A 26,773-nucleotide genomic window follows, 5' to 3' on the forward strand; every position below is an offset into this window, starting at 1 on the left:
ACGTTTATGTCGGTCGCCGAGGAACCCACCGCAGCAGAGCCCCTGCTCGCCCCCGCCGAGGGGGTTCCACCCGTGCTGGCGACCGCCGAAGAGGTCGCCGCGGCCGCCAAGACCATCGCCGCCGGCACCGGCCCCCTCGCGGTCGACGCCGAACGCGCGTCCGGTTTCCGCTATTCGGCGCGGGCGTACCTGATCCAGCTCCGCCGTGCGGGCGCTGGCTCGTTCCTCATCGACCCCATTCCCGTCACGGATTCGCTGACCCCTCTGGCCGAGGCGATCAACGACCTCGAGTGGGTCCTGCACTCCGCCGACCAGGACCTGCCCGGCCTCGCCGAGCTGGGTCTGCGCCCCGCCCGCCTGTTCGACACCGAACTCGGCGGGCGCATCGCCGGCTACGAACGCGTCGGCCTGGCCGCGATGGTCGAAAACCTTCTCGGCCGCTCCCTGCGCAAGGGCCACGGTGCCGCCGACTGGTCGAGCCGACCACTGCCCGACGAGTGGCTCAACTACGCCGCCCTCGACGTGGAACTGCTCCTGGAGCTGCGCGACACCGTCGCCGCCGACCTCACCGCCCAGGGCAAACTCGACTGGGCCGCAGAGGAATTCGAGCACGTCCGCACCATGGACCCGCCCACGCCCAAGGCCGACCGCTGGCGCCGCACCTCCGGCATCCACGCCCTGCGCCGCACCCGCCAACTGGCGATCGTGCGCGAGCTGTGGACCACCCGCGACGAACTCGCCCGCGCCCGCGACGTCGCCCCCGCCCGCATCCTGCCCGACGCGGCCATCGTCACCGCCGCCACCGCCGACCCCCGTTCGATCGCCCAACTGCGCACCCTGCCCGTCTTCGGTGGACCCCGCCAACGCCGCTACTCCCGTGACTGGCTGGCCGCCGTCGAACGAGGCCGCACCCTCCCCGACAAACAACTCCCCCCGCTGACCCTGCCCTTCGACGGCCCACCGCCGGTCAACCGCTGGGAACGCCGCGACCCCATCGCCGCCGCCCGCCTCACCACCGCCCGCGGTGCCATGGGCGAACTCTCCACCGAACACGCCGTCCCGGTCGAGAACCTCCTGTCCCCCGACCTGGTTCGCCGGCTCTGCTGGGACGGACTCCCCGACTACAACAACGTCGGCACCCCCGAAGAACTGTCCGCGAAGATCGAGGCATTCCTCCTCGCCGGCGGCGCCCGCCGGTGGCAGCGCACCCTGGCCGTCCCCGCGCTGACCGAGGCACTGACGCCCACCGACAGTTCCCACTGATTCTCCGTCATCGAGGCGTTGACGGCCGTGTCCGGGCGGCGATCAGCGCGAATGCAGCCAGCCGCTGATGCGTTGGGCGATGGCGTCGGGGGTGAGGCCGAGGTCTTCGAGGATCTCGTTGCGGGAGGCGTGGTCCAGGAACTGTTGGGGCACACCGAGATCGCGGGTGGGGACGTCCAGGCCCGCGTCGCGCAGGCGGGCGGAGACGGTGGAGCCGATACCGCCGTGCAGGCCGCCGTCTTCGACGGTGACGACCAGACGGTAGTTCTCGGCGAGCTTGACCAAGGTGTCGGAGACCGGGATCACCCAGCGCGGGTCGACAACGGTGACCGAAATACCTTGGGGCTCCAGGAGTTCGGCGACCTTCATGGCCGTTTCGGCGAAGGGGCCGACGGCGACGATCAGGACGTCACCGTGCTGGGACTGCGCCGAACCCGCACCGGGGACGGCCAGTCGAAGCACATCAAGGCCGTCGAGCCGTTCCACGGCCGTGATGTCTTCGGCGACACTGCCCTTCGGGAAACGCAGCACGGTCGGACCATCGGAGATCGCGAGCGCTTCGCCCAGTTCCTCCCGCAGCGTCGCACCGTCGCGGGGGGCGGCGACACGGATGCCGGGGATGATGCCGAGCAGCGAGAAGTCCCACATGCCGTTGTGGCTGGCTCCGTCGGGGCCGGTGACGCCCGCACGGTCGAGTACGACCGTGACCGGCTGCTTCAGCAGCGCCACATCCATCAGGAGCTGGTCGAAGGCACGGTTGAGGAAGGTGGCGTAGATGGCGATCACCGGGTGCATGCCGCCCAGCGCAAGACCGGCGGCCGAGGCCATGCCGTGCTGTTCGGCGATCCCGACGTCGAACATGCGCTCGGGGAAGCGTTCGCCGAACGCGGCCAGGCCGGTGGGGCCGGGCATGGCGGCGGTGATGGCGACGATGTCCTCGCGGCGCGCCCCGTGTTCGATGAGCTCCTCGGAGAACACCGCGGTCCAGCCCTTGGCCTTCTTGCCCGCCAGCGGACGACCGGTGAGGGGGTCGATCGGGTCGCAGGCGTGCATCTGGTCGGCGACGTGGTTCTCGGCGTGCTCGTAGCCGTTGCCCTTGCGGGTGACCACGTGCACGACGACCGGACCACCGAAGTCCTTGGCGCGCCGCATCGCCGCCTCGAGCGCCACGAGATCGTGGCCGTCGACCGGACCGACGTACTTCATGCCCAGATCGGAGAACAGTTCCTGCGGGCTCACCGCGTCCTTGATCCCGACCTTGAGCGCGTGGAACATCGAATACGCCGAATCCCCCACGGCGGGAATGCTTTTCAGAATGCGTTTCCCGGCGTCGAGGGCGTGCTCGTAGGCGGGCTGGGTGCGCAGGGCGGTGAGGCGGTCGGCGAGTCCACCGATCGTGGGGGCGTAGGAGCGGCCGTTGTCGTTGACCACCACCACCACCGGACGATCGGGGGCACCCGCGATGTTGTTGAGCGCTTCCCAGCACATGCCGCCGGTGAGCGCGCCGTCACCGACGATCGCGACCGGCGTGCGGTTCTGATCGGTGAGCGCGAACGCCTTGGCCAGTCCGTCGACATAGGACAGCGCGGCCGAGGCGTGCGAGGACTCCACCCAGTCGTGTTCGCTCTCGGCGCGACTCGGATAGCCCGACAGACCGTCGCGGCTGCGCAGCGAATCGAAGCGATCCTTGCGACCGGTGAGGATCTTGTGCACGTAGGCCTGGTGACCGGTGTCGAAGATCAACGGGTCGGCCGGCGAATCGAAAATCCGGTGTAGGGCGATGGTCAGCTCGACCACCCCGAGATTGGGGCCGAGATGACCTCCGGAGGCGGCGACCTTCTGCACCAGGAACTCGCGGATCTCGCCCGCCAGCTCGCGCAGTTGCGGCACGCTCAGCCGGCGCAGATCTTCGGGTGAATCCACCCGCGACAGCACTCCCACCTGAACTCGCTCCCTCCGGACTACATTGTGATCCGCCCAGTGTATTTGCCCGCGTGCCGGGCACCGGCCCGCGGGCCCTTCCGAGCACACGCGCGGCTAGGTCTACCGTCGCGACGACGACACCGCCGCAGGCCCGCTGAACAGGACGCGCGGCCGGAAATCCGGTTCGGCAAAGGCTTACCTCACTGTGTTGCGGGCTGTGAGGACAATCTCCCCGCGCGTCCGGCGACCGGCCCGCCGACCGCCGCCCTACAGTGACGCTGTGACTCCAGCGCACAGCGCGACGCGCACGATCGACCCGGGTGTGGTGGCAGGCATGCTCGACGAGGTGTACGCGGCCTGCCGCGACGACACCTCCGGCGCCCCCGCCGACTACATCCCCGAACTCGCCGCCGTGGCACCGGATTCGTTCGGGTTGTGCCTGGCCACCGCCGACGGGCTCGTCTACGAGGTCGGCGACACCGATATCGGGTTCACCATCCAGTCCATCTCCAAGCCGTTCACCTATGCACTGGCCCTGGCTGATCGCGGGCTCGACGGGGTGGCCGAACACATCGATGTGGAGCCGTCGGGCGAGCCGTTCAACGAGATCAGCCTCGAACCCGACACCCAGCGCCCGAGCAACCCGATGATCAACTCCGGGGCCATCACCGCGGCCTCGCTGGTGAACGGACGCGACGCGGCGGACAAGTTCGAGCGGGTGCGTCGCTGCTACTCCCGCTTCGCCGGGCGCGAGTTGACGATGAACGAGGCGGTCTACGAATCCGAGGCTCGCACCGGGTACCGCAATCGCGCCATCGGGTACATGCTGCGCTCGGTCGGCATCCTCGACGTCGAACCCGACGAGGTGGTCGACCGGTATTTCCGGCAGTGCTCGCTCGAGGTCACCTGTGCGGACCTGGCCGTGATGGCGGCGACACTGGCCGACAACGGCGTGAATCCGAGGACAAGAGAACGGGCGCTGTCGACGGTGCTGACCGAGCGGGTGCTCAGTGTGATGACCACCTGCGGCATGTACAACGCGGCCGGTGACTGGGTGACCACGGTCGGCCTGCCCGCCAAGAGCGGGGTCGGCGGCGGGATCATCGCGGTGCTGCCGGGCCAGCTCGGGATCTCGGTGTACTCGCCACGCCTGGACGGGCAGGGCAACAGTGTGCGCGGGGTCGCCGCGTGCCGGGAGCTGTCGCGGCGGCTGGAACTGCACTTCTGTCACGTGACCCGATCGGCGCGCACCGCGATCCGCGCCGACTACACGGTCGCACAGCTGCCGTCGCGATTGCGCCGCACGCCCGAGGACGCCGCGGTACTGGCCGCACACGGTGACCGGGCGCGGATCTATGAACTGCACGGCGACCTGCTGTTCGCCGGTGCCGAACGCGCCGTGCGGGCGATCGAGGGCAGGGCCGACGAGCTCGACGCGCTGGTGATCGACCTGCGCCGGGTCGGCGAGGTGAGTCAGGTGGCACGCGGCATGCTCGACGAGTTGCAGGCCGCACTGGTGCGCCGAGGCAGCCGGGTGGCGCTGGTCGATCCCGATGCCACGCTCGGGCACGAGGTGTCGAGTCTGGATCCCGACGATCCGCGCGGGCGGGTGTTCATCGACCGGGACACGGCCACCGAATGGTGTGAGGACATCGTGCTGGACCGGCACCGGCCACCGGGAACCGCGACGCGCACGTCCATCGCCCTCGACGAGCATCCGCTGCTGGTCGGGCTCGAGGAGGCCGACCGAAACCGGCTGTGCGCGGACTTCGTCGCGCGAACCTTCGCCCGGGGTGAGGTGATCGCCGAGCGCGGTGAGCCACGATCCGGGCTGTACCTGATCCTCGACGGGCGGGTGCGGATGACGTTTCCCGGGACCGACGGGCGGGTGCACCGGTTGGTGACGTTGTCGGCGGGGATGTCGTTCGGCGAGATCCCGATGTTGATCGGGGAGAAGTTCGTCAACGACGTGGTCGCCGAGACCGGGGTACGGGTGGCGGTGATGAGCCCCGCCGTGTTCGACGAGCTCGCCGAGCAGCACCCGCGCCTGAAACTCGCTCTGCTGCAACGACTCGCCGCGGGGGCGTACGCACAAATGGACGCTGCCGTCCGAACAATATCGGCGAACTCCCAGAACTACTGACCATCTCCGAACGCTGCCGTCCGAACCGTATCCGCGAACTCCCAGTCGCGGCGACGGAACTCGGTGCGGACGCGAGACGTTGAGCAGCACAGCAGCCTTCAACCGACAGGAGTACCGCGGTGAGCAAGAAGTCCTGGCAGGCGAGCACAACCACATTCGGGCGCGGGGTGGTGCGCGCGGTCCCCGATCTGATCCGGTTGACGTTGTCGGTGGAATCGCGAGCCGACACCGTCGTGGCCGCCTATGGGCGTGCGGGCGACCGCGTGAGCGCGGTCGTCGCGGCGCTGCGGGCAGCCGGGGTCGGTGACGCGGACATGGCGACCAGTGGCTTGAGTGTGCGCACCGAGACCGTCTACACCGACAACGGACGCAACGAGATCGCCGGCTACCTGGCGTCCACCGGGCTGCTCGTGTCGCTGCGCGAAGGCACCGGAACCGACCCCGCCGAAACCGTCGCCGCCGCGGTGAACGCGGGCGGTGACGACGTCCGCCTCGGCGGTCTGACCCGGGGCATCGCCGACCCGGCCCCGCTCCTGGAACAGGCCCGCGACGCGGCCTTCGACGACGCGAAAGCGAAAGCCGAGCAGTACGCGGCCCGCGCCGGAGTCATACTGGGCGCCGTCCTCCAGATCACCGAGGACACTTCCGCACCGTCCTCCCGCGCCTACGACATCAGCGCCGAGATGGACTCGTCTCCCATGCTGATGGCCCGCGGCGGCTCCCCCGTCCCCATGGTTCCCGGCGAGACCGAAGTCGGAGCGAGCGTCCGCGTGAGCTGGGCCCTCGAGTAGCGCACGGTCTATTCGGGCTGCGTGAGGAGCGCTTCGACGGCGCGTTCGGCGCTCTGGACGGCGCTTTCCATCGTGGCGGACCAGTCGGTGCGGGTCCAGTCACCGGCCAGCATCAAGTTCGGAACCGAGGTGCGCTGGTCCGGGCGCAGGTTGTCGGTGCCGAGCACCTGGGAGAAGGTCGCCTTCGCCATCTTCACCACGTGACCGGTCACGACCTGAGCGTCGGCGGCCTCCGGGTAGTAGCGGCGGATGAGATCCATCTGCTCGGCGAGGATCTCCTCGTTGCTCTTGTGGATCTGCTCGTAGGCGCCGCTGGTGGTCAGGCAGTACAGCCAGGTGCCGTCGGGCGTGCGCTGGTGCATGCGCTGCCGGTCGAAGACCTGATCGATCACGCCGGTGCCGCCGATCAGCGCCTCCATGGCCGACTCGGTCTTCAGCGGCCGGTCCAGATACAGGTTCGTGCTCACGATCGGGGTGGAGCCCAGTTTGTCCGCGGCAGCGTAGATTTCGGCATGTTCGGGTAGATCGTCGAGGAGCCCGCCGATCGCGGAGTTCGGGACCGCGCAGATCACCGCGTCGGCCTCGAGCACCGAGCCGTCCGCCAGCTGCACCCCGGTCGCCTTGCCGTCGATGATGACGATCTTGCGGGCCACCGCCCGGTAGCGCACGTCGACCCCGTGGCGCTCGAAGACCTGCTCGGCGCCGGAGATGTAGAGCGTGTCCAGGTCCACGGTGGGATAGCCGATCGTCACGCCCGTCCGGTCCCGCAGTCCGATCCGGACCCCGGTGGCCAGCACATCGGCGAACACCTTCGCCGACTCCCGGTCCACCGGTTCCGCGGCGATGCCGAGCGCGAGCCAATCCCACAGGGCCTCTCGCGCTTTCGCCGGCATCGCGACGCGGCGGAACCACTCGTCGGTGGTGATGTCGGCGAGGTACGCCGGTTGCCACAGTGCCTGCCGGACCAACATCAGCGAGGATCGCAACGCGCGCAGCCGTTCCAGCGGTCCCGCGTCGGGATGCGCACCCATCAGTGTGCGCAGGGCACCGAAACCCTTGGTGGGCAACATGACCGCGCGCCCACCCGGCCAGCGCAGACTCCCGGCGCCGGGGAACTCGATGTGCCGGCGGGTGCCCACGCTCTCCAGATACCGCCACAGACTGCGGTATCCGCTGGCCACCACGTGCTGGCCGTTGTCGGGCAGGTCGTCCACCCCGGAAACCCGCATCGCCTGCGTGCGGCCGCCGAGCCGACCTCGCCGCTCCAGCAGAGTCACCTGCTTACCGGCCTCCGCCAGCCACACGGCGGCGGCCAGCCCGGCCAGCCCGCCCCCGATGACAACGAACCGGCGTGAGTCGCTTGCGTCCACCATTGAGGCAATGTAGCGCGAATTCTCTCTTTCTATCGGCGGAATGCCCGGGACTACCTAACACCTCAGCGGTCGAGCAGCGCCACACACTCGACATGATGTGTTCCCGGGAAGGCGTCGAACGCCCGCAGCTGCGCCAAGTGATATCCCGCATCCAGGTACAACCCCAGATCACGACCGAAAGCCGCTGGGTCACAACCGATGTGCACGATCCGACGAGGATCCGCATCGGTCACCGCGGCGACGACGTCTTTGCCCGCACCCGCACGCGGCGGATCGAGCACAACGACATCCGGTGTGCCGGAAGCACTGCGAGCCCAGCTCTCGACACGGTCGGCCCGTAGGTCCAACCAGGGCAGATCACCCAGGGCGGCCACACCGTCGACAACGGCCGAGCGAGCGGATTCGATACCGGTCACCGCCCCGGTCTGCCCCGTCTGTTCGGCCAGCCGCGCGGCGAAGACACCGACACCGGCGTAGAGATCCCAGCCGGAACCGCCAGGGGCGAGCCCCGACCACTCGGCGATCAGATCCGAATAGCATTGCGCCGCACCACGATGCGCCTGCCAGAACCCCGTCGCCGACAGCTCCCAGCGACGGCCGGCCACATACTCCACGACCCGACCCGAACCTTCGACCACGCACTCCTCACGCGGCGCGTTCATCGCCGATTTTCGCGTAGCCGCCCGATCCCTGATCGCACCACGCTCGTCCCCCGCGGGCGGCGTCGACTCACGACGACGCCCCGGCCGCTGCCCACGACCGCGGCTCGCACCACGCGGGGTCTCGGGCCGACCGGCCGGGCCCGCGCCGGGGGTCTGCGCGAGTTCGACGATATGGCGCACACCATCGCCGTCCACCGCGACAACCAGATCGGCGCCCGGCGTCCACAGCCGATCCGCGACACCGTCGAGCGCACCGGCAACCGGCTGCGGACAACGCAGATCCGCGATCACATCGGTGCTCCGGTAGCGATGCACACCCGCACGCCCCGCCGCGTCGACGACCAACCGCACCCGCGTGCGCCAACCACCGGTCACCGCACCGGAATCCCCGGCGATCGGTTCGACCGTCACCTCCGGCTCGATCTTGGCCAACCGCCGCAACTGCTCCGACACCACGGTGGCCTTGAGCGCGCGCTGGGCCTCGGGTGTGGCGAAGGAGAAATCACAGCACCCCGCCCCACCCGGTCCGGCCACCGGACACGTCGCGGGCACCCGATCCGGTGACGCCTCGATGATCTCGACGGCATCGGCCCGGCAGAACGACCCGCCACGATCCTCGGTCACCCGGGCCCGCACCAGTTCACCGGGCAACCCGTGCCGCACGAACACGACTCGCCCCTCGTGGCGCCCGACGATGAAACCACCGTGCCCCGGCGCACCGAGGCGCACCTCGAATTCCTGTCCGCTCCAATCACTCACGGTCACACCCACTCTCACCCTCGACCGGCGCGCCGCTCATTCGCGACGTCCTGGTCGTTCGAAACCTCGGCGCACCGAACCCGGCGCGTTTCCTTCACCTGCCTGCTTGGCCCTGGTCGAGGAGCTGAGCTGCCACGGCACGCTCGTCACCATCACACCCGGCTCGAACAGCAGCCTGCCCTTCAACCGCAGCGCGGACTGGTTGTGCAGCACCTGCTCCCACCAGTGCCCGACCACGTATTCGGGGATGAACACCGTGACCACGTCGCGCGGTGCGTTCTTGCGCACCCGCTTGACGTATTCGAGCACCGGCTTGGTGATCTCGCGGTAGGGCGATTCGATCACCTTCAGCGGCACGTTGATCTCGCTGTTCTCCCACTCGCGCACCAGCTTGCGGGTGTCGGCGTCGTCGACGTTGACCGTCACCGCTTCGAGGGTGTCCGGGCGGGTCGCGCGGGCGTAGGCCAGCGCGCGGCGCGTCGGCAGGTGCAGTTTGGAGACCAGGACGAGCGAGTGGGTCCGGCTGGGCAGCACACCGTCCCAGTCGGACTCGTCGAGTTCGCGCGAGACCGAGTCGTAGTGCTTGCGGATGAGCTTCATCACGACGAAGATCGCCACCATCACGATGATCGCGATCCAGGCACCCGCGAAGAACTTGGTGACCAGCACGATCACCAGCACCGTGCCGGTCGCGGTCAGCCCGATCGCGTTGATCACCCTGGACCGCATCATCTGCCTGCGCTGCGCCGGATCGGTCTCGGTGCGCAGCAGGCGCGTCCAGTGCCGCAGCATGCCGGTCTGGCTCAGCACGAACGAGACGAACACGCCAACGATGTAGAGCTGGATCAGCTTGGTCACCTCGGCGCCGAAGAACACCACGAACGCGATCGCCGCACCCGACAGGAACAGGATGCCGTTGGAGAACGCGAGCCGGTCGCCGCGGGTGTGCAACTGACGGGGCAGATAGCGGTCCTGCGCCAGGATCGAACCGAGCACGGGGAAACCGTTGAACGCGGTATTGGCGGCCAGCACCAGGATCAGCGCGGTGACGATGGTGATGAAGAAGAAGCCGATCGGGAAGCCGTGGAACACCGCCTCGGCGATCTGCGCGATCAGCGTCTTCTGGTGGTAATCGGCGGGCGCACCGACCAGATTCGAGGCGTCGTGGGCGTAGACGACGCCGATCTTCTGGGCCAGGATGATGATGCCCATCAGCAGCACGATCGCGATGGTGCCCAGCAGCAGCAGGGTGGTCGCCGCATTGCGCGACTTGGGTTTACGGAACGCGGGCACGCCGTTGCTGATGGCCTCGACACCGGTCAGTGCCGCACAGCCAGAGGAGAAGGCGCGCGCGATCAGGAAGGCGAACGCCAGGCCGTAGAGGTGCTCGTCTTCGGCGTTGAGCCCGAAGCCGGCGGACTCGGCCTGGATGTCCTCGCCCAGCACATAGGTGCGGAACAGGCCCCAGATCAGCATCGCGAACATGCCGACGATGAACGCGTAGGTCGGCACAGCGAAGGCGGTACCGGATTCGCGCACGCCGCGCAGGTTGATCGCGGTCAGGATCACGATCGCCACCACCGCGAACAACACCTTGTGCGTGGCGACGAACGGAATGGCCGAGCCGATGTTCGACGCCGCCGAGGAGATCGACACGGCGACGGTGAGCACATAGTCGACCAGCAACGCGCTGCCGACCGTCAAACCCGCGTTGGGACCGATGTTCTTGGTCGCGACCTCGTAGTCACCGCCGCCGGAGGGATAGGCGTGCACATTCTGCCGGTAGCTGGCGACGACCACCGCCATCACCACCACCACCGCGAGGCCGACCCACGGCGCGTACACATAGGCCGCGATGCCCGCCGCCGACAGCACCAGGAAGATTTCCTCCGGGGCATAGGCCACCGACGACATCGCATCGGAAGCGAAGACCGGAAGAGCGATACGCTTGGGCAACAACGTGTGGCCGAGCGAATCGCTACGGAACGGCCTACCCAGCAGCACGCGCTTGGCTGCCGTCGTCAACTTGGACACCGGGCTGAGCATAGAGGAGTTCACCAGCACCTTCGCGCGCACGTTCCTCGGCGTCACGGCGGTGTCGGAGATTGTTTGCCCCGCGTTACCGCGGGGAAAATGGGCGATGGGAGCATCCGGCGGGTACGGTCCTTGCCGGACGCCACGGGTAGGCCAGGAACGAGGGTGCACGGTGTACGTAGTGATCATGGGGTGCGGGCGTGTCGGCTCGTCACTGGCGCGTGCGCTGACCCGGGTGGGTCACGAGGTCACGGTCATCGACCGCGATCCCACCGCCTTCCGCCGCCTCGGTGAGGGATTCACCGGCCAGGAGGTGATCGGCGTCGGGTTCGACCGCGACGTGCTGACCCGCGCGGGAATCGAACGCGCCGACGCGTTCGCCGCGGTGAGCTCCGGTGACAACTCCAACATCATCTCGGCCAGGGTGGCCAGGGAGATGTTCGGGGTGGAACGTGTCGTCGCTCGCATCTACGACGCCAAGCGCGCCGAAGTGTACGAACGGCTCGGCATCCCGACCATCGCGACCGTGCCGTGGACCACCGACCGGTTCCTGCGCACCCTGATCGGCGACAACTCCACCACCACCTGGCGCGACCCCACGGGCGCGGTCGCGGTGACCCAGCTGACCCTGCACGAGGACTGGTCCGGCCGCACGGTGCGCGATCTCGAACGCGACCTGACCGTGCGGGTGGCGTTCATCCTGCGCTTCGGCCAGGGCCTGCTCCCCGAATCCAAGACGATCGTCCAGGCCGACGACGTCGTCTACGTCGCGGCCACGTCCGGCACTGTCGGCGAGGCGATCGCCCTGGCCGCCAAGGCCCCCGTGAGCGAGGACTGAACACATGAAGGTCGCCATCGCCGGAGCGGGCGCGGTCGGACGCTCGATCGCCAGGGAACTACTGCGCGGCGGGCATCGGGTGATGCTGCTCGAACGCCAGCTCGACCACATCGACCCGGCCGCCATCCCCGACGCCGTGTGGGTCCACGCGGACGCCTGCGAGCTGTCGCTGCTGGAGAACGCCGACCTCGAGACCTATGAGGTGGTGATCGCCGCCACCGGTGACGACAAGGCGAATCTGGTCCACGCCCTGCTCGCCAAGACCGAGTTCGGGGTGCGCCGGGTGGTGGCGCGGGTCAACGATCCGCGCAACGAATGGCTGTTCAACGAGTCGTGGGGCGTCGATGTCGCCGTGTCGACGCCGCGGCTGCTCGCCTCGCTCGTCGAGGAGGCCGTGTCGGTGGGCGATCTGGTGCGGCTGATGACGCTGCGGCAGGGCCAGGCCAACCTGGTCGAGATCACCCTGCCCCCCGACACCCAGCTGGCGGGCAAGCCGGTGCGCACGCTGTCGATGCCGCGCGACACCGCGCTGGTGACGATCCTGCGCGGTGGCCGAGTGATCGTGCCACAACCCGACGATCCGTTCGAGGGCGACGACGAACTGCTGTTCGTCACTTCGGTGGAGGCCGAAGAGGATCTGCGGCTGACCCTGGCCACCCACGGCGTGCGGCCGTAAGTCCTTACGCCACTTTCAGTTCCGCGCGCAGCTTGTTGAGCGCGCGGTGCTGCATCACCCGGACGACACCGGGACTGGTCCCGATGGCCTCGGCGGTCTGTGCCGCGCTCCAGCCGAGCACGATCCGCATCACCAGCACCTCGCGGTGGTTCGGGGCGAGGACCTTCATCAGTTCGAGGGTGGCGGCGCGGCGTTCGAAGGCGAGGACCCATTCCTCCGGGCCCGCCGAGGTGCTGACCGTGTCGGGCAGCTCGGCCGTCGGGTAGGCGGTGTGCTTGCCGCGACGGAAGGCGTCGGAGACCTTGTTGGCGGCGATGCCGTAGACGAAGGCCAGAAACGACTTGCCCTGATCGCGGTAGCGCGGGATCGCGCTCACGGTGGCGATCAGGACCTCCTGGGTGACATCGTCCGCGGTGACGGTGAGGTGGCCGGTGGCGCCCATGCGGGCCGCGCAGTACCGGCGGACCAGCGGATGGACCAGGCGCAGGATCTCGGCGACAGCGTCGCGGTCACCGCGGGCGGCCGGGCCGATCAGGGCGTCGAGTTCGAGGCCGATGCGCTTGCTCTCCGAGAGCGCGGGCGCCGGGGTCTTGGCGGTGTCGCGTCGGGGTGCGGCGGCCGGTCGCTCGTTTCGGTGCTCGGTTGCCATCATGGTCGCCGTTCCTTTCACGATCATCGCGTTTTTCCTACGCATTGATCGTGCGACGAACGTGGCCCGGCAACCAGATACCCCAGGGTGGGTACTTCCCCACCTCCGGCGGCGTACTACCCACCCTTACGCGGGCACGGATTCCGTTCCGGCACCGGACTTGTCGGCCTTGGCGGCGGGCAGGTGACCGGCACGGCGCACCGCCCACACGGTGACGACCAGGGCGAGGGCGGTGAGCGGCCAGCCCATGCCGATGCGGGCCACGGCCAGCCAGGTGGTGTGGTCGGTGTCGTAGAGCTGCGACTGCACCAGGTAGCGAGCGCCGAACACGACCACCCACACCACGGTGGCCAGGTCGTAGAGCTTGCGGATGCGCTTGTCGGTGCGCCAGCCGTGACCGTGCCCGTTGAGCGCACCCCAGATCACCCCGACCAGCGGTCGACGCAGCAGGATCGACAGCGCGAACACGCCCGCGTACACCAGGCTGGTGTAGATGCCGAACAGGAAGAAGCCCTTGGCCTCCCCCACCCGCTGGGCGATCAGCGCGCACAGGCCGACGCCGAGGAAGCCGGAGATCGCAGGCTGGATCGGGCTGCGCTGCACGAGCCGCCAGACCAGGATGGCGGCGGCCACCCCGAGGGCAGCCCAGATGGCCACGGTGAGATTCGTGAAGGAGTTCACCGGAACGAACACCAACACGGGCAGGGTGGAATAGATCAGGCCGCTGAAACCGCCGAGCTGCTCGAGCAAGGTCTGTTCGGCCTCGCCGACCTCGGCGTCGACTTCCGGGTCGACCGTCTCATCGGTGACCACGGGCAACACCACGGTGGCTTCGGGGTCCGCGGCAGGGCGGTACTCGTCGCTGGAGGGCATACGTCAGCTGTTCCCGCGCAATTCGTAGTAGGGGTTGAAGATCACTTTGCGGCCGTCGCGGTCGCCCACGCGGCCACGCACCAGGATGCGCCTGCCCGGTTCGATACCGGGAATGCGCCTGCGCCCGATCCACACCAGGGTGATGGCGTCGGTGCCGTCGAAGAACTCGGCCTGCACGGTGGCACCGGCCGCCTTCGGACACGCCTCGACACTGCGGAGCCTGCCCACGATCGTCGCCTCTTCACCACGACAGCAATCCTTGGCCCGCCGGGCACCCGAGGCATCGACCGTCTCGGCCAATTCCTCGGCGTCGAGCTGATCGATATCGGCGGTGAGTCGGCGGCCGAGTCGTCGAAAATATCCTGAATCCGGGCCCGATCCCGACTTGTGTCCGCCCGTGGATGACGACATGGCACGCTTCTCCCGCTAGTTGGCCGTACACCGCCACTGTAGATGGGCAAACGCCCGGCCGCTACGCTGCGTCGGTGTTGCGCACCCCACCCCAGGTCACCGTGGTCGCCCTGCCGGGGACCGGCTCCGACGCCGATTTCGCGGCCCGCGCGTTCGGTCCCGCCGCGCACGCGCGCGGACTCGCGTTCCACGCCGTCGAACCGGACCCACAGGCCGTGATCAAGAGCTGTACCGCGGCTTTGGACGCTGCCGCGGCGCGCGGTCCGGTCCTGGCCGCGGGCATCTCCCTCGGCGCCGCGATCGCACTCGACTGGGCAGCCGAGCACCGTACCGCGGTTGTTGGTGTCATCACAGCATTACCCGCCTGGACCGGCGCCGAAACCGCCGCCTGCCCAGCCGCATTGAGCGCCTCGGTTACCGCCGAGCAACTGCGCGCCGACGGGTTGGAGACGGTGATCGCGCGAATGCGGGCATCGAGTCCGGGATGGCTGGCCGACGCGCTGACCCAGTCGTGGCGTGGACAGTGGCCGCATCTGCCTGCGGCGCTGGACGAGGCCGCGGGCTACGCCTGGCCGACATCGGCGGCGTTGGCCGACAACCGTGTACCGGTCGCGGTCGTAGGCGCGAGTGACGACCCAATTCATCCGATCGCCATCGCCGAACAGTGGGCGTCGACGTTGCCGATGGCCCGCCTGCATCGGATAACGCTGACAGACCTCGGCAAGGACCCGGCAATACTCGGACACACCGGCTTCACCGAACTCGACGCACTACTGACCGATTCACAGCGCACTGCCCGCTGCCGATAGGCAACGGGCAGTGCGCCCCAGCTAGTTGAGGCCGAGTTGTTGCATGGCCGAACCGTCCGCGCCTCGACGCGGCTCGTCCGGCAGTTTCGGCGGGATGGCAGAGGGGGGCGGGGCGGCGGCCGCGGCGGCCTGGGCCTCGAGGGCCGCCTGCTGCGCCTCGATCTGCTGCTGGTGGGCGGCCGCGAGCTGTTCGGCCAGTTCCTGGGGCAGGACCACCGGGAGCGGGTCGCGGACAGGCAGGGGGTCGGTGCCGCGGCGGACCACGGCGTCGGCCAGGACCGCGCGGGCCGCGGTGATCAGCGGGCTGCGGTCGTCGACGGCGCCCTTGGGGCCAGCGGCTACCAGTCGGATCATCCAGCGCGGGCCGTCGACGCCGATGAAGCGCAAGTCGGCTCCTTCGGTGATCGCCTTGACCTCACGACCCCACGGGCCCTTCTCGACGGCCACGCTCGCACCGTCACCGCGCAGCGACTCGGCCAGATCCGCGGCGACCGTACGCCACTGGCCCGCCGACTTCGGCGCGGCGTAGGCGGCGACGGTGAGCCTGCCGTGCTCGGTGGCCAGATGCACCGCCTGCGGGGTGCCGTCGGGGCTCATCTCCACCTGCAGCTGCCCACCCTCGGGCACCGGAATGAGCACCGAACCCAGGTCGAGGCGACGCGCGATCATCTCGTCGGACACCTCACTGATGTCGTACGGACCGGCGAGGGCGTCGGGCGCATGGTCGAAGTTGCCGTAGATGCGCTCATCGGTCGGGGCATCGTCGAAGTCGAGACGGGCGAAGTCGGGGCGCGGGAACTCGTCGGTGTCGTACTCGTCGGAGTCGGCGTCCAAGTCGTAGTCCGCCTCGTCGTACTCGACCTCGTCGTATTCGACGTAGTCGTCCTCGCGCGCGCGCTTCTTCTTACCGAACAGACCCATCACGCCTCCTTGCCGGCCAGGCTCGCGTGCCCGCCGCTCGACCCGTATCCGCCGCTGCCACGGGCGGTGTCGTCGAGATCGTCGACCTCGGTGAAGTCGACCAACTCGACCCGCTGCACCAGCAACTGCGCGATGCGGTCACCGCGACGCAGCTCGATGGCGGTGCGTGGATCGTGGTTGATCAGGCACACCTTGATCTCACCGCGGTAGCCCGCGTCGACCGTGCCCGGCGTATTGACCACCGACAGGCCCGCCTTCGCGGCCAGCCCGGACCGGGGGTGGATCAAGCCGACCGTGCCCATCGGCAACGCGATCGCGATCCCGGTGCCGACCAGCACCCGCTCGCCCGGTTCGATGATCACATCCTCGGTGGTACAGAGGTCGACGCCCGCGTCACCCGGATGGGCACGCGTCGGCACAGGGATGCCGGGATCGAGCCGCCGCAGCGGAATCGGTGCAAGTGCGTTCACATCGGTCGAGACTACGCCGTCGCGGCCGGACCTTCTCGTCGCAGCCCTCGTGCGGTGACCTAGTGTTGAGGGGTGCCCGACCAGCCCGATTCCCCGACGACCGCGACCACCGACACCGACCATCGCGCGCCGCGCGCGCAGGGTCCGTCGCCCTACACCGAGCGCCTGTGGGTGCCGCTGTGGTGGTGGCCGGTCGGCTTCGCGATCGCGGGCCTGCTCGCGGCCGAGATCCACATGGGCGCGCCGGGGCTACGGGCCTGGCTGCCGTATGTGTTGCTGGCGCCGGTCCCGGTCTGGATTCTGTTGTGGATGAGCAGGCATCGCCTCGATGTCACTGTCGCGGACGACGGTACGGCGGAACTGCGCGTCGACCGCGCCCACCTGCCGGTGAGCTTCGTCGCGCGCGCCGCGGCCGTCGCGCCTGCCGCCAAGAGTGCGGCGCTGGGTCGACAACTCGACCCCGCCGCCTATGTTCAGCACCGGGCCTGGATCCGCCCGATGGCGCTGCTGGTCCTGAACGACCCGGACGACCCGACGCCGTACTGGTTGGTCAGTACGCGAAGGCCGGACCTGGTCTTGGCCGCGCTCGGACTCCCGAGCGCGGGCTGACCCTTCCTCGCTGATCCCTACCGGATCAGTTTGCGCAGCCCATGCGGATCAGTCGACCGCTCGGGGCTGCGCACTGCCCTGCTTCAGAGCGCGCAGTCCATGCAGATCAACTGTCCACCCTTCTCGGTGGCCAGTCGGCTGCGGTGATGCACGAGGAAACAGCTCGAGCAGGTGAACTCGTCCGCCTGCTTCGGAACCACCCGAACGCTGAGTACCTCGTCGGACAGGTCCGCGCCGGGAAGCTCGAACGATTCCGCTGTATCGGCTTCGTCGATGTCCACGACGGCGGACTGCGCCTCGTTGCGGCGGGCCTTCAGCTCCTCGAGCGAATCCTCCGACACCTCGTCGGATTCGGTGCGCCGCGGTGCGTCATAGTCGGTTGCCATGTCGTCTTCCCCTCAGTCCTTACTCCGTATATCCCGGATCAGTCGATTGCCGTAACCCCGCAGGGTTCCGGCGTTCGAACCGCCCCGCCGGTGGTGCACCTCACACGTGCACCGGTCATCTATCAGGTTCGATCATGTGGCGATCAACACCGACAGCGTTCGGTAAACGCAGGACATGCCCTTGTTGTTCCCGCGACCGACCACCGTTTCACCGGTAAATATTCGATCTGGGCGGCCAGACAATAGCGGACCAACGGGTGAAAGTCGCAATCAAAGCCCCGCCGTGCCGAAACCGACGACGAATCGTCACCTGCCGGGAAACTCGCCGAGACCTCCCGGACTCGCGCGCCGCCGCGGGACTCGTAGAGTGAGCGCGTGGTTTCACTGATCACCGAAGGCAGCGCGACTGATCGCGACGGCAAACCCTTTCCGCGGCGGCGGCCCGAGCTCTGGCTCGCGCTGGTGCTCGTGCTGGCTCTGGTGAGCCTGTTCGTCTGGATCACGGCGTTTCGAACCCGTGACGACAGCAACGAACCGATGGCGTGCAACGCGCCGAGCACGCCGACGGCAACCAACGCACCGCAACCCGCGGCACTGGGCACCCGAGTGGGCCCGACGCGGCTCGAGGAGGTGGACCCGGCAGCACTGTCGGAGTCCAAGGTGCGGGTGTTCAACGCCAACGGCAAGAGCGGCCAGGCGGGCAACATCGCCTCCGCACTGGGCGACCTCGGCTTCGCGGGCGCGCCGGGGACACAGGTGGGTAACGATCCGGTCTATGTCAGCGGCGATCTCACCTGCACCGGTCAGATCCGGTTCGGCGTGAACGGTCGACCGGCGGCCGCCTCGGTACAGCTGGTCGCGCCCTGCGCCGAGCTGATCGAGGATCCGCGCACCGACGACACCGTCGATCTGGTCCTCGGCCAGGCGTTCGGCGAATCGTTGCGCCCCGGCGCCGATGCCGAGGCGGTGCTCCGGTCGCTGAAGAACCTGGCCCCCGGCGCCAGCTCGTCCTCGATCGACCCGGATCTGCTCGACGCCGCCCGCGAAGTGAAATGCTGAGCGAGCTAGTCGGGTAGGGCGCTCGGCGCGCCGACGCGGTCGAGCAGGTCGTCGAGGTCCTTGGCGATGCCAGGGGCCGCGACGACGGTGAGTTCACCGGCGGCACCCCCGACGGTGACCGGCGGGACGTGGACGACCGCGCCCGCTTCGGCGGCGATGAGGGCGCCCGCGGCCCAGTCCCACGCGTTGAGGCCGTGTTCGTAGTACGCCTCCAGCCTGCCCGCGGCGACGTGGCACAGGTCCATGGCGGCGGCGCCGAGACGGCGGATGTCGCGGATCTGCGGGAGGATCTCGGTCAGCAACTGGGCCTGGCGGGCCCGGCGCGCGCTGCCGTAGGCGAAGCCGGTGCCCACCAGGGCCACCGACAGCGATTCCTCGCTACTGCAGCGCAGTGTCACCCGGGTGCCGTCCGGTGCCGCAGCGTGCGACCCAGCGCCCAGTGCGGCGCTGTAGGTGGTCGCGGCAGCCACGTCCACCACGGCACCCGCCACGGGCTCGCCGTCGATCACCGCGCCCACCGAGACGGCGTAGCCGGGTAGCCCGTAGAGGAAGTTCACGGTGCCGTCGATCGGGTCGACGACCCAGGTCACCGTTCCCGGTTCGGTGGCACCGACATCGCCGCCACCCTCCTCGCCCAGAATCGCGTCGGCGGGCCTGCGCTCGGCGAGCAGGCCACGGATCAGCTGTTCGGATTCGGTGTCGACGATGGTGACCGGATCGGTGATGTGACCCTTGGTCGCCACCGCGCCCTCGACGGGTCCGTCGGCGGCGAACACCTCGGGCCTACGGGCGCGCACATGCGCGGCGGCCGCCTCGGCGAGTTCGACGGCCAGACGCCGCAACTGCTCGTAATCGGCGGATGTGATGGGGGCGGTTGCGTTCTCGGGCTCGGTGTATTCGGGCACGCACCCATCGCATCACATGTCGTGGCTCGTCGCGCGAGGGGTGACTACCGCTACTCTGCTTGCTGGTGTCTGTCAGGCACATCGACCGCGTCAGCAAGGGGTTGAACCATGTCCACTCGGGGGCACGCATTCGGGATCGATATCGGCGGCAGCGGAGTGAAGGGTGCCGAGGTCGATCTGGCGACCGGTCTGCTCACCCATGACCGCATCAAGATCGCGACGCCGCGGCCGTCAACGCCCGCCGCCGTCGCCGCGGCGGTGGCCGAACTGGTGGCCCAGGCAGGCTGGGAGGGTCCGGTCGGCATCACCATGCCGTGCGTGGTGCTCGACGGCCACACCAGAACCGCGGCCAACATCGACCAGGCCTGGATCGGCACCGACGCGCACGCGTTGTTCGCCGCGGCGCTGGGCGGGCGCGCCGTCACCGTGCTCAACGACGCCGACGCCGCGGGCCTGGCCGAGGACTCCTACGGCACCGCCCGCGACCTGCACGGGCTGACTCTGCTGCTCACCTTCGGCACCGGCATCGGCTCCGCGCTGCTCTACGACGGCGTGCTCGTTCCCAACTCCGAACTCGGCCATCTCAAGATCGACGGCGTCGACGCCGAGGATCTGGCCGCGGCCTCGGTCAAGGACAACGAGGACCTCACCTACCCTGAGTGGGCGCAACGGGTGAGTCGCGTGTTGCGTCACATGGAGGATCTGTTCTGGCCGAAGGTGATCGTGGCGGGCGGCGGCATCAGCCGTGATCACGAACAGTGGATTCCCTTGCTCACCAACCGAACTCCCGTGATTCCGGCCGTATTGAAGAACACCGCGGGTATCGTCGGCGCGGCGATGGCCATCGATGCGGGCATCGCGCCGTAGCCCCGCGCGGCGGGTGACGCAACGCCTGGGTGGCATCGTGCCATGAGTACCCTGGTTGGATCGTTACAATGGAACACGTCCGGCGGTGAGCCGGTGAAACCTTCCGGCCGCGGCCGGTCGCGAGAAGGTCGGTGAACGAGCGCCGACTTCCCCCGGCCGACGCATCGCCGGTGCAACCCGACCGACCGCTCCGCCGGAAAACCACTCTGGCGTGACGCCGCACGAGACCGTCACGAAAGGGCGTACGTGGTAGCCACGAATACCCGTCAGACCGCCGACTCGGCCTCCGACGCCGATGCCGACGACGCCGTAGACCCGGCCAAGAAGGCGCCGGCCAAAAAGGCCGTAGCCAAGAAAGCCCCGGCGAAGAAGGCCGTAGCCAAGAAGGCGCCGGCGAAGAAGGCTGCCGCCAAGAAGGCGCCGGCCAAGAAAACCGCCGCGAAGAAGGCGACCTCGGGCGAGGGCGGTGAAGTACAGCTCGACGACGAGGAGGTCGAGGTCGACGATCTCGGTGATCTCGAAGTCGCCGAGGACGAACTCGTCGTCGAGGAAGTCGTCGTCGAAGACGTCGCCGAGGTCGCCGAGACCGTGGAGCCGACCGAGAAGGACAAGGCTTCCGGCGATTTCGTCTGGGACGAGGAGGAGTCCGAAGCGCTGCGCCAAGCACGCAAGGACGCCGAACTCACCGCCTCCGCCGACTCGGTGCGCGCCTACCTCAAGCAGATCGGCAAGGTCGCGCTGCTCAACGCGGAAGAGGAGGTCGAGCTCGCCAAGCGGATCGAGGCCGGCCTGTTCGCCGCGGAGAAGATGCGCGAGTTCGCCGAGTCGGGCGAGAAGCTCTCGGTCACCACGCGCCGCGATTTCAACTGGATCGTGCGCGACGGCAACCGGGCCAAGAACCACCTGCTCGAGGCCAACCTGCGACTGGTCGTCTCGTTGGCCAAGCGCTACACCGGCCGCGGCATGGCGTTCCTCGACCTCATCCAGGAAGGCAACCTGGGTCTGATCCGCGCGGTCGAGAAGTTCGATTACACCAAGGGTTACAAGTTCTCGACCTACGCGACGTGGTGGATCCGGCAGGCCATCACCCGCGCCATGGCCGATCAGGCCCGCACCATCCGTATCCCGGTGCACATGGTCGAAGTGATCAACAAGCTCGGCCGCATCCAGCGCGAGCTGCTCCAGGACCTGGGCCGTGAGCCCACGCCGGAGGAGCTCGCCAAGGAAATGGACATCACGCCGGAGAAGGTCCTCGAGATCCAGCAGTACGCGCGTGAGCCGATCTCGCTCGACCAGACCATCGGCGACGAGGGCGACAGCCAGCTCGGTGACTTCATCGAGGACTCCGAGGCGGTCGTCGCGGTCGACGCGGTGAGCTTCACCCTGCTCCAGGATCAGTTGCAGTCGGTGCTGGAGACGCTGTCCGAGCGTGAGGCGGGCGTGGTGCGGTTGCGCTTCGGCCTCACCGACGGTCAGCCGCGCACTCTCGACGAGATCGGTCAGGTCTACGGCGTGACGCGTGAGCGCATTCGCCAGATCGAATCGAAGACGATGAGCAAGCTGCGGCACCCGAGCCGTTCGCAGGTTCTGCGCGACTACCTCGACTGAGCAGTTTCTCCCACGAGGCCCGTACCACCCGATTCGGTGGTACGGGCCTCGTTTTCGTTCGGCCACTACATTCCGAGCGGTCTGCATCTATCCCAGGGGCCGTCGCGGTAATCTTTTCGTGATCAACCCCACACTGACGGATTGCACTGTGGAGGACCCGGATCGGCGATCTTCGCCGTATCGTCACATCCAGTTCTTCGTTCTACCGCCTCAAGTCTGCGGTATCGGCATTGAGGGTCTGCACGCGTGCTCGACATTTATCACTTCAGCTACGGCTGGCTCACCCCGGTTCTCGCCTATTTCATGTCGGTCACCGGCTGTCTGCTCGGGTTGCAGTGCGCGGCCCGCGGTCGCAACGCCGCCGAGGGACGGGCCGGCTGGCTCATCGGCGCCGCGGTGGCGATCGGCGGAACCGGTATCTGGGTCATGCATTTCATCGCCATGTTGGGCTTCACCATCCGCGGTGCCCAGATTCGCTACGACATCCCGTTGACGCTGTTCAGCGCGATCACCGCGATGGTGGTGGTCGGGATCGGGCTGTTCATGGTCAACAAGCCGCAGCCGACCGTGCGCTCGTTGCTCTCCGGTGGCACCATCGCCGGGCTCGGCGTCGGGACCATGCACTACGCGGGCATGTACGCGATGAAATCCGATGCGACCGTGAAATACGACCCGGCGATCGTGGCGCTGTCGTTGGTGATCGCGGTGGTGGCTTCGGTCGTGGCGCTGTGGTTCACGTTGCGCGTCAAGGGTTTTCTCGCCACCGTGGGTGCGGCGCTGATCATGGGTGTGGCCGTGTGCGGCATGCACTACACCGGGATGGCGGCGATGCGCGCGCACGCCGGGCATGACACCGCCCCGACGACCGGCGCCGATGCGATGGATCTGCTGGCGCCGCTGATCGGGGTGAGCAGCATCGTCACCATGCTCGTGTTGATCAGCGTGAGCCTCACCGAGATCGAGAACGAGGAAGCGCTGCCACGCATGTGGCTCACCTCTCGGCACCGCCCGCGGCCGCGACCGGCCAAACCCGCACCGCCGGTCGCGACACCGATCGCGGCACCCGCCCAGCACGATTACCGCACCGAGGAACTGAGTTACGACGGCGCGGGCGCCTGGCCACGCCGAGTCATCGACTGATCAGCTGGTCGCGACGTCTGAACGGCGCCTGACGAATTCGACCACCGGTTCGACCACGCGCGCCGCGACCGGCCCGAGGATCGCCATCAGCAGCACGTAGGCCGATGCGAGCGCGGCGAGTTTCGCGTCGGCTTTGCCGTAGGCGACCGCCAAACCGGCGATGACGATGGAGAATTCGCCGCGCGCCACCAGCGCCGCGCCCGCTCGCGCGCGGCCCATCCGCCGAATCCCCTGCTTGCTCGCCGCCCACCAGCCGACCGCGATCTTGGTGCCGGTGGTCACGACCGCCAACGCGACCGCCCAGGCGAACACCGGCGGGATCGCGGCCGGGTCGATCGACAGACCGAACGCGACGAAGAAGATCGCGGCGAACAGATCGCGCAGCGGCTCCAGCAGTTTCGCGGCTTCGTGCGCGGTGGAGCCCGAGATGGCGATGCCGAGCAGGAACGCACCGACCGCGGCCGAGACATTGAGCGCCGAGGCCACGCCCGCTACGAGCAGCGCGGCGCCGAGCAGCTGCAGCAGGAAGACTTCGCGATCGGCGCTGTCGAGCACCGCGGAGACCACTCGCCCGAAACGCAGCGCGACCACGAGCACCACCGTGATGGTCGCCAGCGCGATCGCCAGCGAGATCAGCCCGCTGAGCAGGCTCAGCCCGGCGAGCATCATGGTCAGGATCGGTAGGTACACCGCCATCGCGAGGTCTTCGAACACCAGGATCGACAGCACCACCGGGGTCTCGCGGTTACCGAGGCGGCCCAGATCGTCGAGGACTTTGGCCACGATTCCCGACGACGAGATGTAGGTGACCCCGCCGAGCACGACGGCGCCGAGCACGCCCCAGCCCAGGATCAACGCCACCGCCGCCCCCGGCAGCGCATTGGCCACCAGATCGAGCACTCCGGCCCCCCAGGAGCGCCGCAGGCCGGTCATCAGCTCGGGGGCGGTGTACTCGAGCCCGAGCAGCAACAGCAGCAGCACGACCCCGATCTCGCCGGCCAGCTCCCCGAACTCGGTGGCGGCGTGGAGCTCGATGAAACCGCCCTGCCCGAACGCGAGCCCACCCAGCAGGTACAGCGGAATCGGTGACATCCCGAACCGGCCCGCCACTCGCCCGCAGATCCCCAGCACGAGCAAGATCACGCCGAGCTCGAGCAGTGCCAAGGCCTGCGAGGTCACGGCGCGTCAGCCGTGGCCGAGAATCTTCGCGGCCGCTTCCAGACCGTCCGGGGTGCCGACGACCACGAGCAGATCCCCTTCGGTGAAGGTGAAGTCCGGGCCGGGTGAGGGGTGGAGCTGACCGGCGCGCATCACCGCGACGATCGAGGTCTTGGTGCGGGTGCGCATGCCGGTCTCGCCGAGGGTGCGTCCCGCATAGGGCGATTCGTCGACGATGGCGAGTTGCCGGGTAGTAATGCCAGGGAGATCACGGTGGTCGTCGTTGAGTTTGGCGACCAGTTGCGGTGCGCCGAGCAGGTTCGCCAGCACCGACGCCTCGTCGGTGGACAGCGGCACCTGGGCCGCGATCGCGTCCGGGTCGTCGGTTTTGGACACGATCAGGTCGATGTCGCCGTCGCGGTGGGCGACCACACCGACGCGGCGTCCCGACCTGACTTCGAAATCCTTACGCACTCCGATGCCCGGTAGTGCTGTGACGTCGACGTTCACCTCGTCAACAGTAGACGCGCCCGGCGCTGATCGTGGTCTACGCCACTCCCTCTCGGCGCGGTGTGGTGAACTCGCCGTCGGGGCCGGGCAGGTACGGCTGCGCGGCCAGCACCGCGGCGACCGGCAGCGGGGCGTAGAGGTGCGGGAACAGCATCGAGGACGGATCGCTCGGCACCCCCGGCTCCCACTTCACCGGACCGGTGAACGCGGTGGGGTCGAGCCACAGCACGACCATGTCGGCGCGCCCGGCGAAGAGCCGGTTGGCGGGCAGGTGGACCTGCTCCGGGGTGGACAGGTGCACGAAGCCCGCATCGGCCAGCGATGGCGGTCTGCGTTCGCCGATCCTGCGGGTTTCTTCCCATTCTTGGGAAGAACACAGGTGAACTAGCGTGTGAGTGTCGGATGTCACGGGTAATCTCCGGGTAGACAACAGGTTCGGACGGTCAAGACCCTGGCACAACTCGATCATGTTCGCCCCGGTTCGGTGATTGCGCCCGTGCGTAACGAGCAACACCGCAGCGAGCGACATATCGGTGAGTAACAGGATCGAGGGGGAGGTGGCGTCAGCGCTTCGCGGGTGATCGGTGGGTGCTCGAGATCGAGGACCAGCGGGTGTTCGCTTTCAGCGAAACCGCAGGTCTGTTATCGAAAACACAAAGATTCACTTCCGGGAACAAAGCCTGAACCCCGAACGTCTGACAGAGTAGTCGTACCACTGCTGGGAAGTAGCGGATGCGAGCCGCGTGGAGTGACCACGAGGCCCACACCTAGGCGAACGGCCACGCAGTGCCGGGAGCCGGGACGGAGGAGTCATGCCAGGAACCCTGACCAGCACCCCACTGACCGCAGTTGATCGTTGCGATCGTTGCGGGGCGGCTGCCCGAGTGCGTGCAGTTCTTCCCGCGGGTGGCGAGTTGCTCTTCTGCCAGCACCACGCGAATGAACACATGGACCGTTTGCGCGAGCTCGAAGCCGTCATCGACACCGAAGCAGCTCCCGCGATCTGACCACTCCTCGCGTCCGAAACAACAACATCTGACAACAGAAAACCCCGGCAGCGGGCGACCTGGACAAGGTCGCCCGCTGTTGTTGTATCCGGGTCAGGTCTCGCCGAGAATGCCGTCCACGAGGATGGCCACGCCGTAGTGGAACGCACCGTCCGGGTCGGCGGGTGCCTGGTAGTGCTCGCCGACAGTCGTGCCGACCCGGCCTGCCAGCGGGAACTCGTCGGCGGGCATCACCTGGGCGAGCAGGGGACCGTTGACCTCCCACCAGTCCGCGTCGCTCAGTTGGGCGGCGGCGCCCGCGGCGGCGACGGCGAGGCGGGCATTACCGGTCGCGAAGTCGGTGAGAACGGCGATCGCGCGGTCCATGGCCAGATCGCTCAGGCCGATACCGTCGATCGCGCTCAGTTGGCGTTCGTAGCGTCGCATCCTGGCCGGGCCGAGGACCTGGCGCCACGGGGAGACCTCGAGCAGCCAGGGGTGCTCGATGAGTTCGGTCCTGAGCTGGGTCGCGATGGCGATCATGCGTTCACGGACCGCCACGCCGGTCGGGATCGGGGTGTCCGTCGCGGCGACGGCGTCGACCATGAGCACGATCAGGGCGTCCTTGCTGGGGACATAGGTGTAGAGGCTCATCGCGCGCAGGCCGAGTTCCGCGGCCACCGCGCGGATCGTCAGCTTGTCGATCCCGTCGCGGTCGGCGAGGGTGATGCCCGCCGCGACCACGTCGTCGACAGCGAGGCCGGGTTTCGGCCCGCGCGCGCCCGGCTTGGACGGCAGGGCGTGGCGCCACAGCAGTTCGAGGATCCGGGTGGCCTGTGCGGTGGATTTCTCGTCTTCGTCGCCGGGCACACGCAGTCCTTTCTGGCGCTCGGGAACAAACTCGGTACAGTGTACGTTAATCGGTTGCCCGTCGTCCGATCGTCAGGAGA

27 protein-coding genes are annotated in these 26,773 nt (G+C 68.4%); 12 read left to right on the forward strand and 15 right to left on the reverse strand.

All coding sequences use genetic code 11. The features are described from left to right. Nucleotides 1–6 precede the first annotated feature (6 nt). Nucleotides 7–1,263, forward strand: coding sequence for an HRDC domain-containing protein (locus tag ACLJPD_RS00210; protein ID WP_410869623.1), 1,257 nt, complete (start codon nt 7–9; stop codon nt 1,261–1,263). A 42-nt stretch (nt 1,264–1,305) separates the two neighbouring features. Here the strand turns inward: ACLJPD_RS00210 and dxs are convergent, their stop codons facing one another. Continuing rightward, nucleotides 1,306–3,204, reverse strand: coding sequence for a 1-deoxy-D-xylulose-5-phosphate synthase (dxs, locus tag ACLJPD_RS00215; RefSeq protein ID WP_410869624.1), 1,899 nt, complete (start codon nt 3,202–3,204; stop codon nt 1,306–1,308). A gap of 316 nt (nt 3,205–3,520) precedes the next feature. Between dxs and glsA the strand changes: the two genes are divergently transcribed. Both glsA and ACLJPD_RS00225 read left to right on the forward strand, forming a co-directional pair. Further along, nucleotides 3,521–5,329: a glutaminase A gene (gene glsA, locus ACLJPD_RS00220; RefSeq protein WP_410871864.1), complete on the forward strand. Its 1,809-nt coding sequence runs from the start codon at nt 3,521–3,523 to the stop codon at nt 5,327–5,329. A 119-nt stretch (nt 5,330–5,448) separates the two neighbouring features. Next, on the forward strand, nt 5,449–6,120 hold the full coding sequence (locus ACLJPD_RS00225; RefSeq protein WP_410869625.1) for an SIMPL domain-containing protein: 672 nt from the start codon (nt 5,449–5,451) through the stop codon (nt 6,118–6,120). A gap of 8 nt (nt 6,121–6,128) precedes the next feature. On the opposite strand, the gene hpnE is transcribed toward ACLJPD_RS00225, so the two are convergent. From hpnE to ACLJPD_RS00240, 3 genes are all read right to left on the reverse strand, one after another. Continuing rightward, the gene (gene hpnE / locus ACLJPD_RS00230) at nt 6,129–7,493 is read right to left on the reverse strand and encodes a hydroxysqualene dehydroxylase HpnE (protein WP_410869626.1); all 1,365 of its coding nucleotides are present in this window, start codon (nt 7,491–7,493) and stop codon (nt 6,129–6,131) included. 62 nt (nt 7,494–7,555) lie between these two features. Then, nucleotides 7,556–8,914 carry a class I SAM-dependent RNA methyltransferase gene (locus tag ACLJPD_RS00235; protein ID WP_410869627.1) on the reverse strand — a complete coding sequence of 453 codons (1,359 nt, stop codon included), beginning with the start codon at nt 8,912–8,914 and terminating at the stop codon, nt 7,556–7,558. A gap of 36 nt (nt 8,915–8,950) precedes the next feature. After that, nucleotides 8,951–10,948 (reverse strand): APC family permease, encoded by a 1,998-nt coding sequence (locus tag ACLJPD_RS00240; RefSeq protein ID WP_410869628.1) that lies wholly within the window; start codon nt 10,946–10,948, stop codon nt 8,951–8,953. A 172-nt stretch (nt 10,949–11,120) separates the two neighbouring features. On the opposite strand from ACLJPD_RS00240, the gene ACLJPD_RS00245 reads away from it, so the two are divergent. Then, the gene (locus tag ACLJPD_RS00245) at nt 11,121–11,786 is read left to right on the forward strand and encodes a potassium channel family protein (protein ID WP_410869629.1); all 666 of its coding nucleotides are present in this window, start codon (nt 11,121–11,123) and stop codon (nt 11,784–11,786) included. A 4-nt stretch (nt 11,787–11,790) separates the two neighbouring features. Then, the gene (locus ACLJPD_RS00250) at nt 11,791–12,462 is read left to right on the forward strand and encodes a potassium channel family protein (protein ID WP_410869630.1); all 672 of its coding nucleotides are present in this window, start codon (nt 11,791–11,793) and stop codon (nt 12,460–12,462) included. A gap of 4 nt (nt 12,463–12,466) precedes the next feature. Here ACLJPD_RS00250 and ACLJPD_RS00255 read toward each other — a convergent pair whose 3' ends face one another. The 3 genes from ACLJPD_RS00255 to ACLJPD_RS00265 form a co-directional block, all read right to left on the reverse strand. After that, on the reverse strand, nt 12,467–13,138 hold the full coding sequence (locus ACLJPD_RS00255; protein WP_410869631.1) for a sigma-70 family RNA polymerase sigma factor: 672 nt from the start codon (nt 13,136–13,138) through the stop codon (nt 12,467–12,469). Between the two features lie 99 nt (nt 13,139–13,237). Further along, nucleotides 13,238–13,984 (reverse strand): DUF3159 domain-containing protein, encoded by a 747-nt coding sequence (locus ACLJPD_RS00260; protein WP_410869632.1) that lies wholly within the window; start codon nt 13,982–13,984, stop codon nt 13,238–13,240. Nucleotides 13,985–13,987: 3 nt separating this feature from the next. Beyond that, nucleotides 13,988–14,395 (reverse strand): OB-fold nucleic acid binding domain-containing protein, encoded by a 408-nt coding sequence (locus ACLJPD_RS00265; protein ID WP_410869633.1) that lies wholly within the window; start codon nt 14,393–14,395, stop codon nt 13,988–13,990. A 74-nt stretch (nt 14,396–14,469) separates the two neighbouring features. Between ACLJPD_RS00265 and ACLJPD_RS00270 the strand changes: the two genes are divergently transcribed. Next, nucleotides 14,470–15,204: an alpha/beta fold hydrolase gene (locus ACLJPD_RS00270; protein WP_410869634.1), complete on the forward strand. Its 735-nt coding sequence runs from the start codon at nt 14,470–14,472 to the stop codon at nt 15,202–15,204. Between the two features lie 21 nt (nt 15,205–15,225). On the opposite strand, the gene ACLJPD_RS00275 is transcribed toward ACLJPD_RS00270, so the two are convergent. Both ACLJPD_RS00275 and dut read right to left on the reverse strand, forming a co-directional pair. After that, nucleotides 15,226–16,119: a DUF3710 domain-containing protein gene (locus tag ACLJPD_RS00275; protein WP_410871865.1), complete on the reverse strand. Its 894-nt coding sequence runs from the start codon at nt 16,117–16,119 to the stop codon at nt 15,226–15,228. Nucleotides 16,120–16,124: 5 nt separating this feature from the next. After that, nucleotides 16,125–16,595, reverse strand: coding sequence for a dUTP diphosphatase (dut, locus tag ACLJPD_RS00280; RefSeq protein WP_410869635.1), 471 nt, complete (start codon nt 16,593–16,595; stop codon nt 16,125–16,127). A 72-nt stretch (nt 16,596–16,667) separates the two neighbouring features. Between dut and ACLJPD_RS00285 the strand changes: the two genes are divergently transcribed. Beyond that, nucleotides 16,668–17,204, forward strand: coding sequence for a DUF3093 domain-containing protein (locus ACLJPD_RS00285; RefSeq protein ID WP_410869636.1), 537 nt, complete (start codon nt 16,668–16,670; stop codon nt 17,202–17,204). Between the two features lie 83 nt (nt 17,205–17,287). On the opposite strand, the gene ACLJPD_RS00290 is transcribed toward ACLJPD_RS00285, so the two are convergent. Further along, nucleotides 17,288–17,590, reverse strand: a complete 303-nt coding sequence (locus tag ACLJPD_RS00290; RefSeq protein WP_194824363.1) for a DUF4193 domain-containing protein — start codon at nt 17,588–17,590, stop codon at nt 17,288–17,290. A gap of 375 nt (nt 17,591–17,965) precedes the next feature. On the opposite strand from ACLJPD_RS00290, the gene cei reads away from it, so the two are divergent. After that, nucleotides 17,966–18,649: an envelope integrity protein Cei gene (gene cei / locus ACLJPD_RS00295; RefSeq protein WP_410869637.1), complete on the forward strand. Its 684-nt coding sequence runs from the start codon at nt 17,966–17,968 to the stop codon at nt 18,647–18,649. A gap of 5 nt (nt 18,650–18,654) precedes the next feature. Here the strand turns inward: cei and ACLJPD_RS00300 are convergent, their stop codons facing one another. Next, nucleotides 18,655–19,554 carry an inositol monophosphatase family protein gene (locus tag ACLJPD_RS00300; RefSeq protein ID WP_410869638.1) on the reverse strand — a complete coding sequence of 300 codons (900 nt, stop codon included), beginning with the start codon at nt 19,552–19,554 and terminating at the stop codon, nt 18,655–18,657. 108 nt (nt 19,555–19,662) lie between these two features. Between ACLJPD_RS00300 and ppgK the strand changes: the two genes are divergently transcribed. The 3 genes from ppgK (at nt 19,663) to ACLJPD_RS00315 (ending at nt 23,169) form a co-directional block, all read left to right on the forward strand. Next, a complete protein-coding gene (ppgK, locus tag ACLJPD_RS00305) occupies nt 19,663–20,421 on the forward strand; it encodes a polyphosphate--glucose phosphotransferase (RefSeq protein WP_410869639.1) in 759 nt (252 codons plus the stop codon). Nucleotides 20,422–20,667: 246 nt separating this feature from the next. Beyond that, nucleotides 20,668–22,029, forward strand: a complete 1,362-nt coding sequence (locus ACLJPD_RS00310; RefSeq protein WP_410869640.1) for an RNA polymerase sigma factor — start codon at nt 20,668–20,670, stop codon at nt 22,027–22,029. Between the two features lie 246 nt (nt 22,030–22,275). Further along, nucleotides 22,276–23,169 carry an MHYT domain-containing protein gene (locus tag ACLJPD_RS00315; protein WP_410869641.1) on the forward strand — a complete coding sequence of 298 codons (894 nt, stop codon included), beginning with the start codon at nt 22,276–22,278 and terminating at the stop codon, nt 23,167–23,169. On the opposite strand, the gene ACLJPD_RS00320 is transcribed toward ACLJPD_RS00315, so the two are convergent. Genes ACLJPD_RS00320 through ACLJPD_RS00330 form a run of 3 tightly spaced genes read right to left on the reverse strand, consistent with a single transcriptional unit; the run spans nt 23,170 to nt 25,246 of the window. After that, the gene (locus ACLJPD_RS00320) at nt 23,170–24,348 is read right to left on the reverse strand and encodes a cation:proton antiporter (RefSeq protein WP_410869642.1); all 1,179 of its coding nucleotides are present in this window, start codon (nt 24,346–24,348) and stop codon (nt 23,170–23,172) included. 6 nt (nt 24,349–24,354) lie between these two features. Further along, a complete protein-coding gene (locus ACLJPD_RS00325; protein ID WP_410869643.1) occupies nt 24,355–24,837 on the reverse strand; it encodes a cation:proton antiporter regulatory subunit in 483 nt (160 codons plus the stop codon). 37 nt (nt 24,838–24,874) lie between these two features. After that, nucleotides 24,875–25,246, reverse strand: coding sequence for a DUF952 domain-containing protein (locus ACLJPD_RS00330; RefSeq protein ID WP_410869644.1), 372 nt, complete (start codon nt 25,244–25,246; stop codon nt 24,875–24,877). 403 nt (nt 25,247–25,649) lie between these two features. On the opposite strand from ACLJPD_RS00330, the gene ACLJPD_RS00335 reads away from it, so the two are divergent. After that, complete coding sequence (locus tag ACLJPD_RS00335; protein ID WP_410869645.1) at nt 25,650–25,844, forward strand: hypothetical protein; 195 nt, start codon at nt 25,650–25,652, stop codon at nt 25,842–25,844. A gap of 93 nt (nt 25,845–25,937) precedes the next feature. Here ACLJPD_RS00335 and ACLJPD_RS00340 read toward each other — a convergent pair whose 3' ends face one another. Continuing rightward, a complete protein-coding gene (locus tag ACLJPD_RS00340; protein WP_410869646.1) occupies nt 25,938–26,693 on the reverse strand; it encodes a TetR/AcrR family transcriptional regulator in 756 nt (251 codons plus the stop codon). Nucleotides 26,694–26,773 lie beyond the last annotated feature (80 nt).

This window comes from Nocardia sp. A7 (genome assembly GCF_046549215.1).
In the GTDB taxonomy this organism is placed as follows: domain Bacteria; phylum Actinomycetota; class Actinomycetes; order Mycobacteriales; family Mycobacteriaceae; genus Nocardia.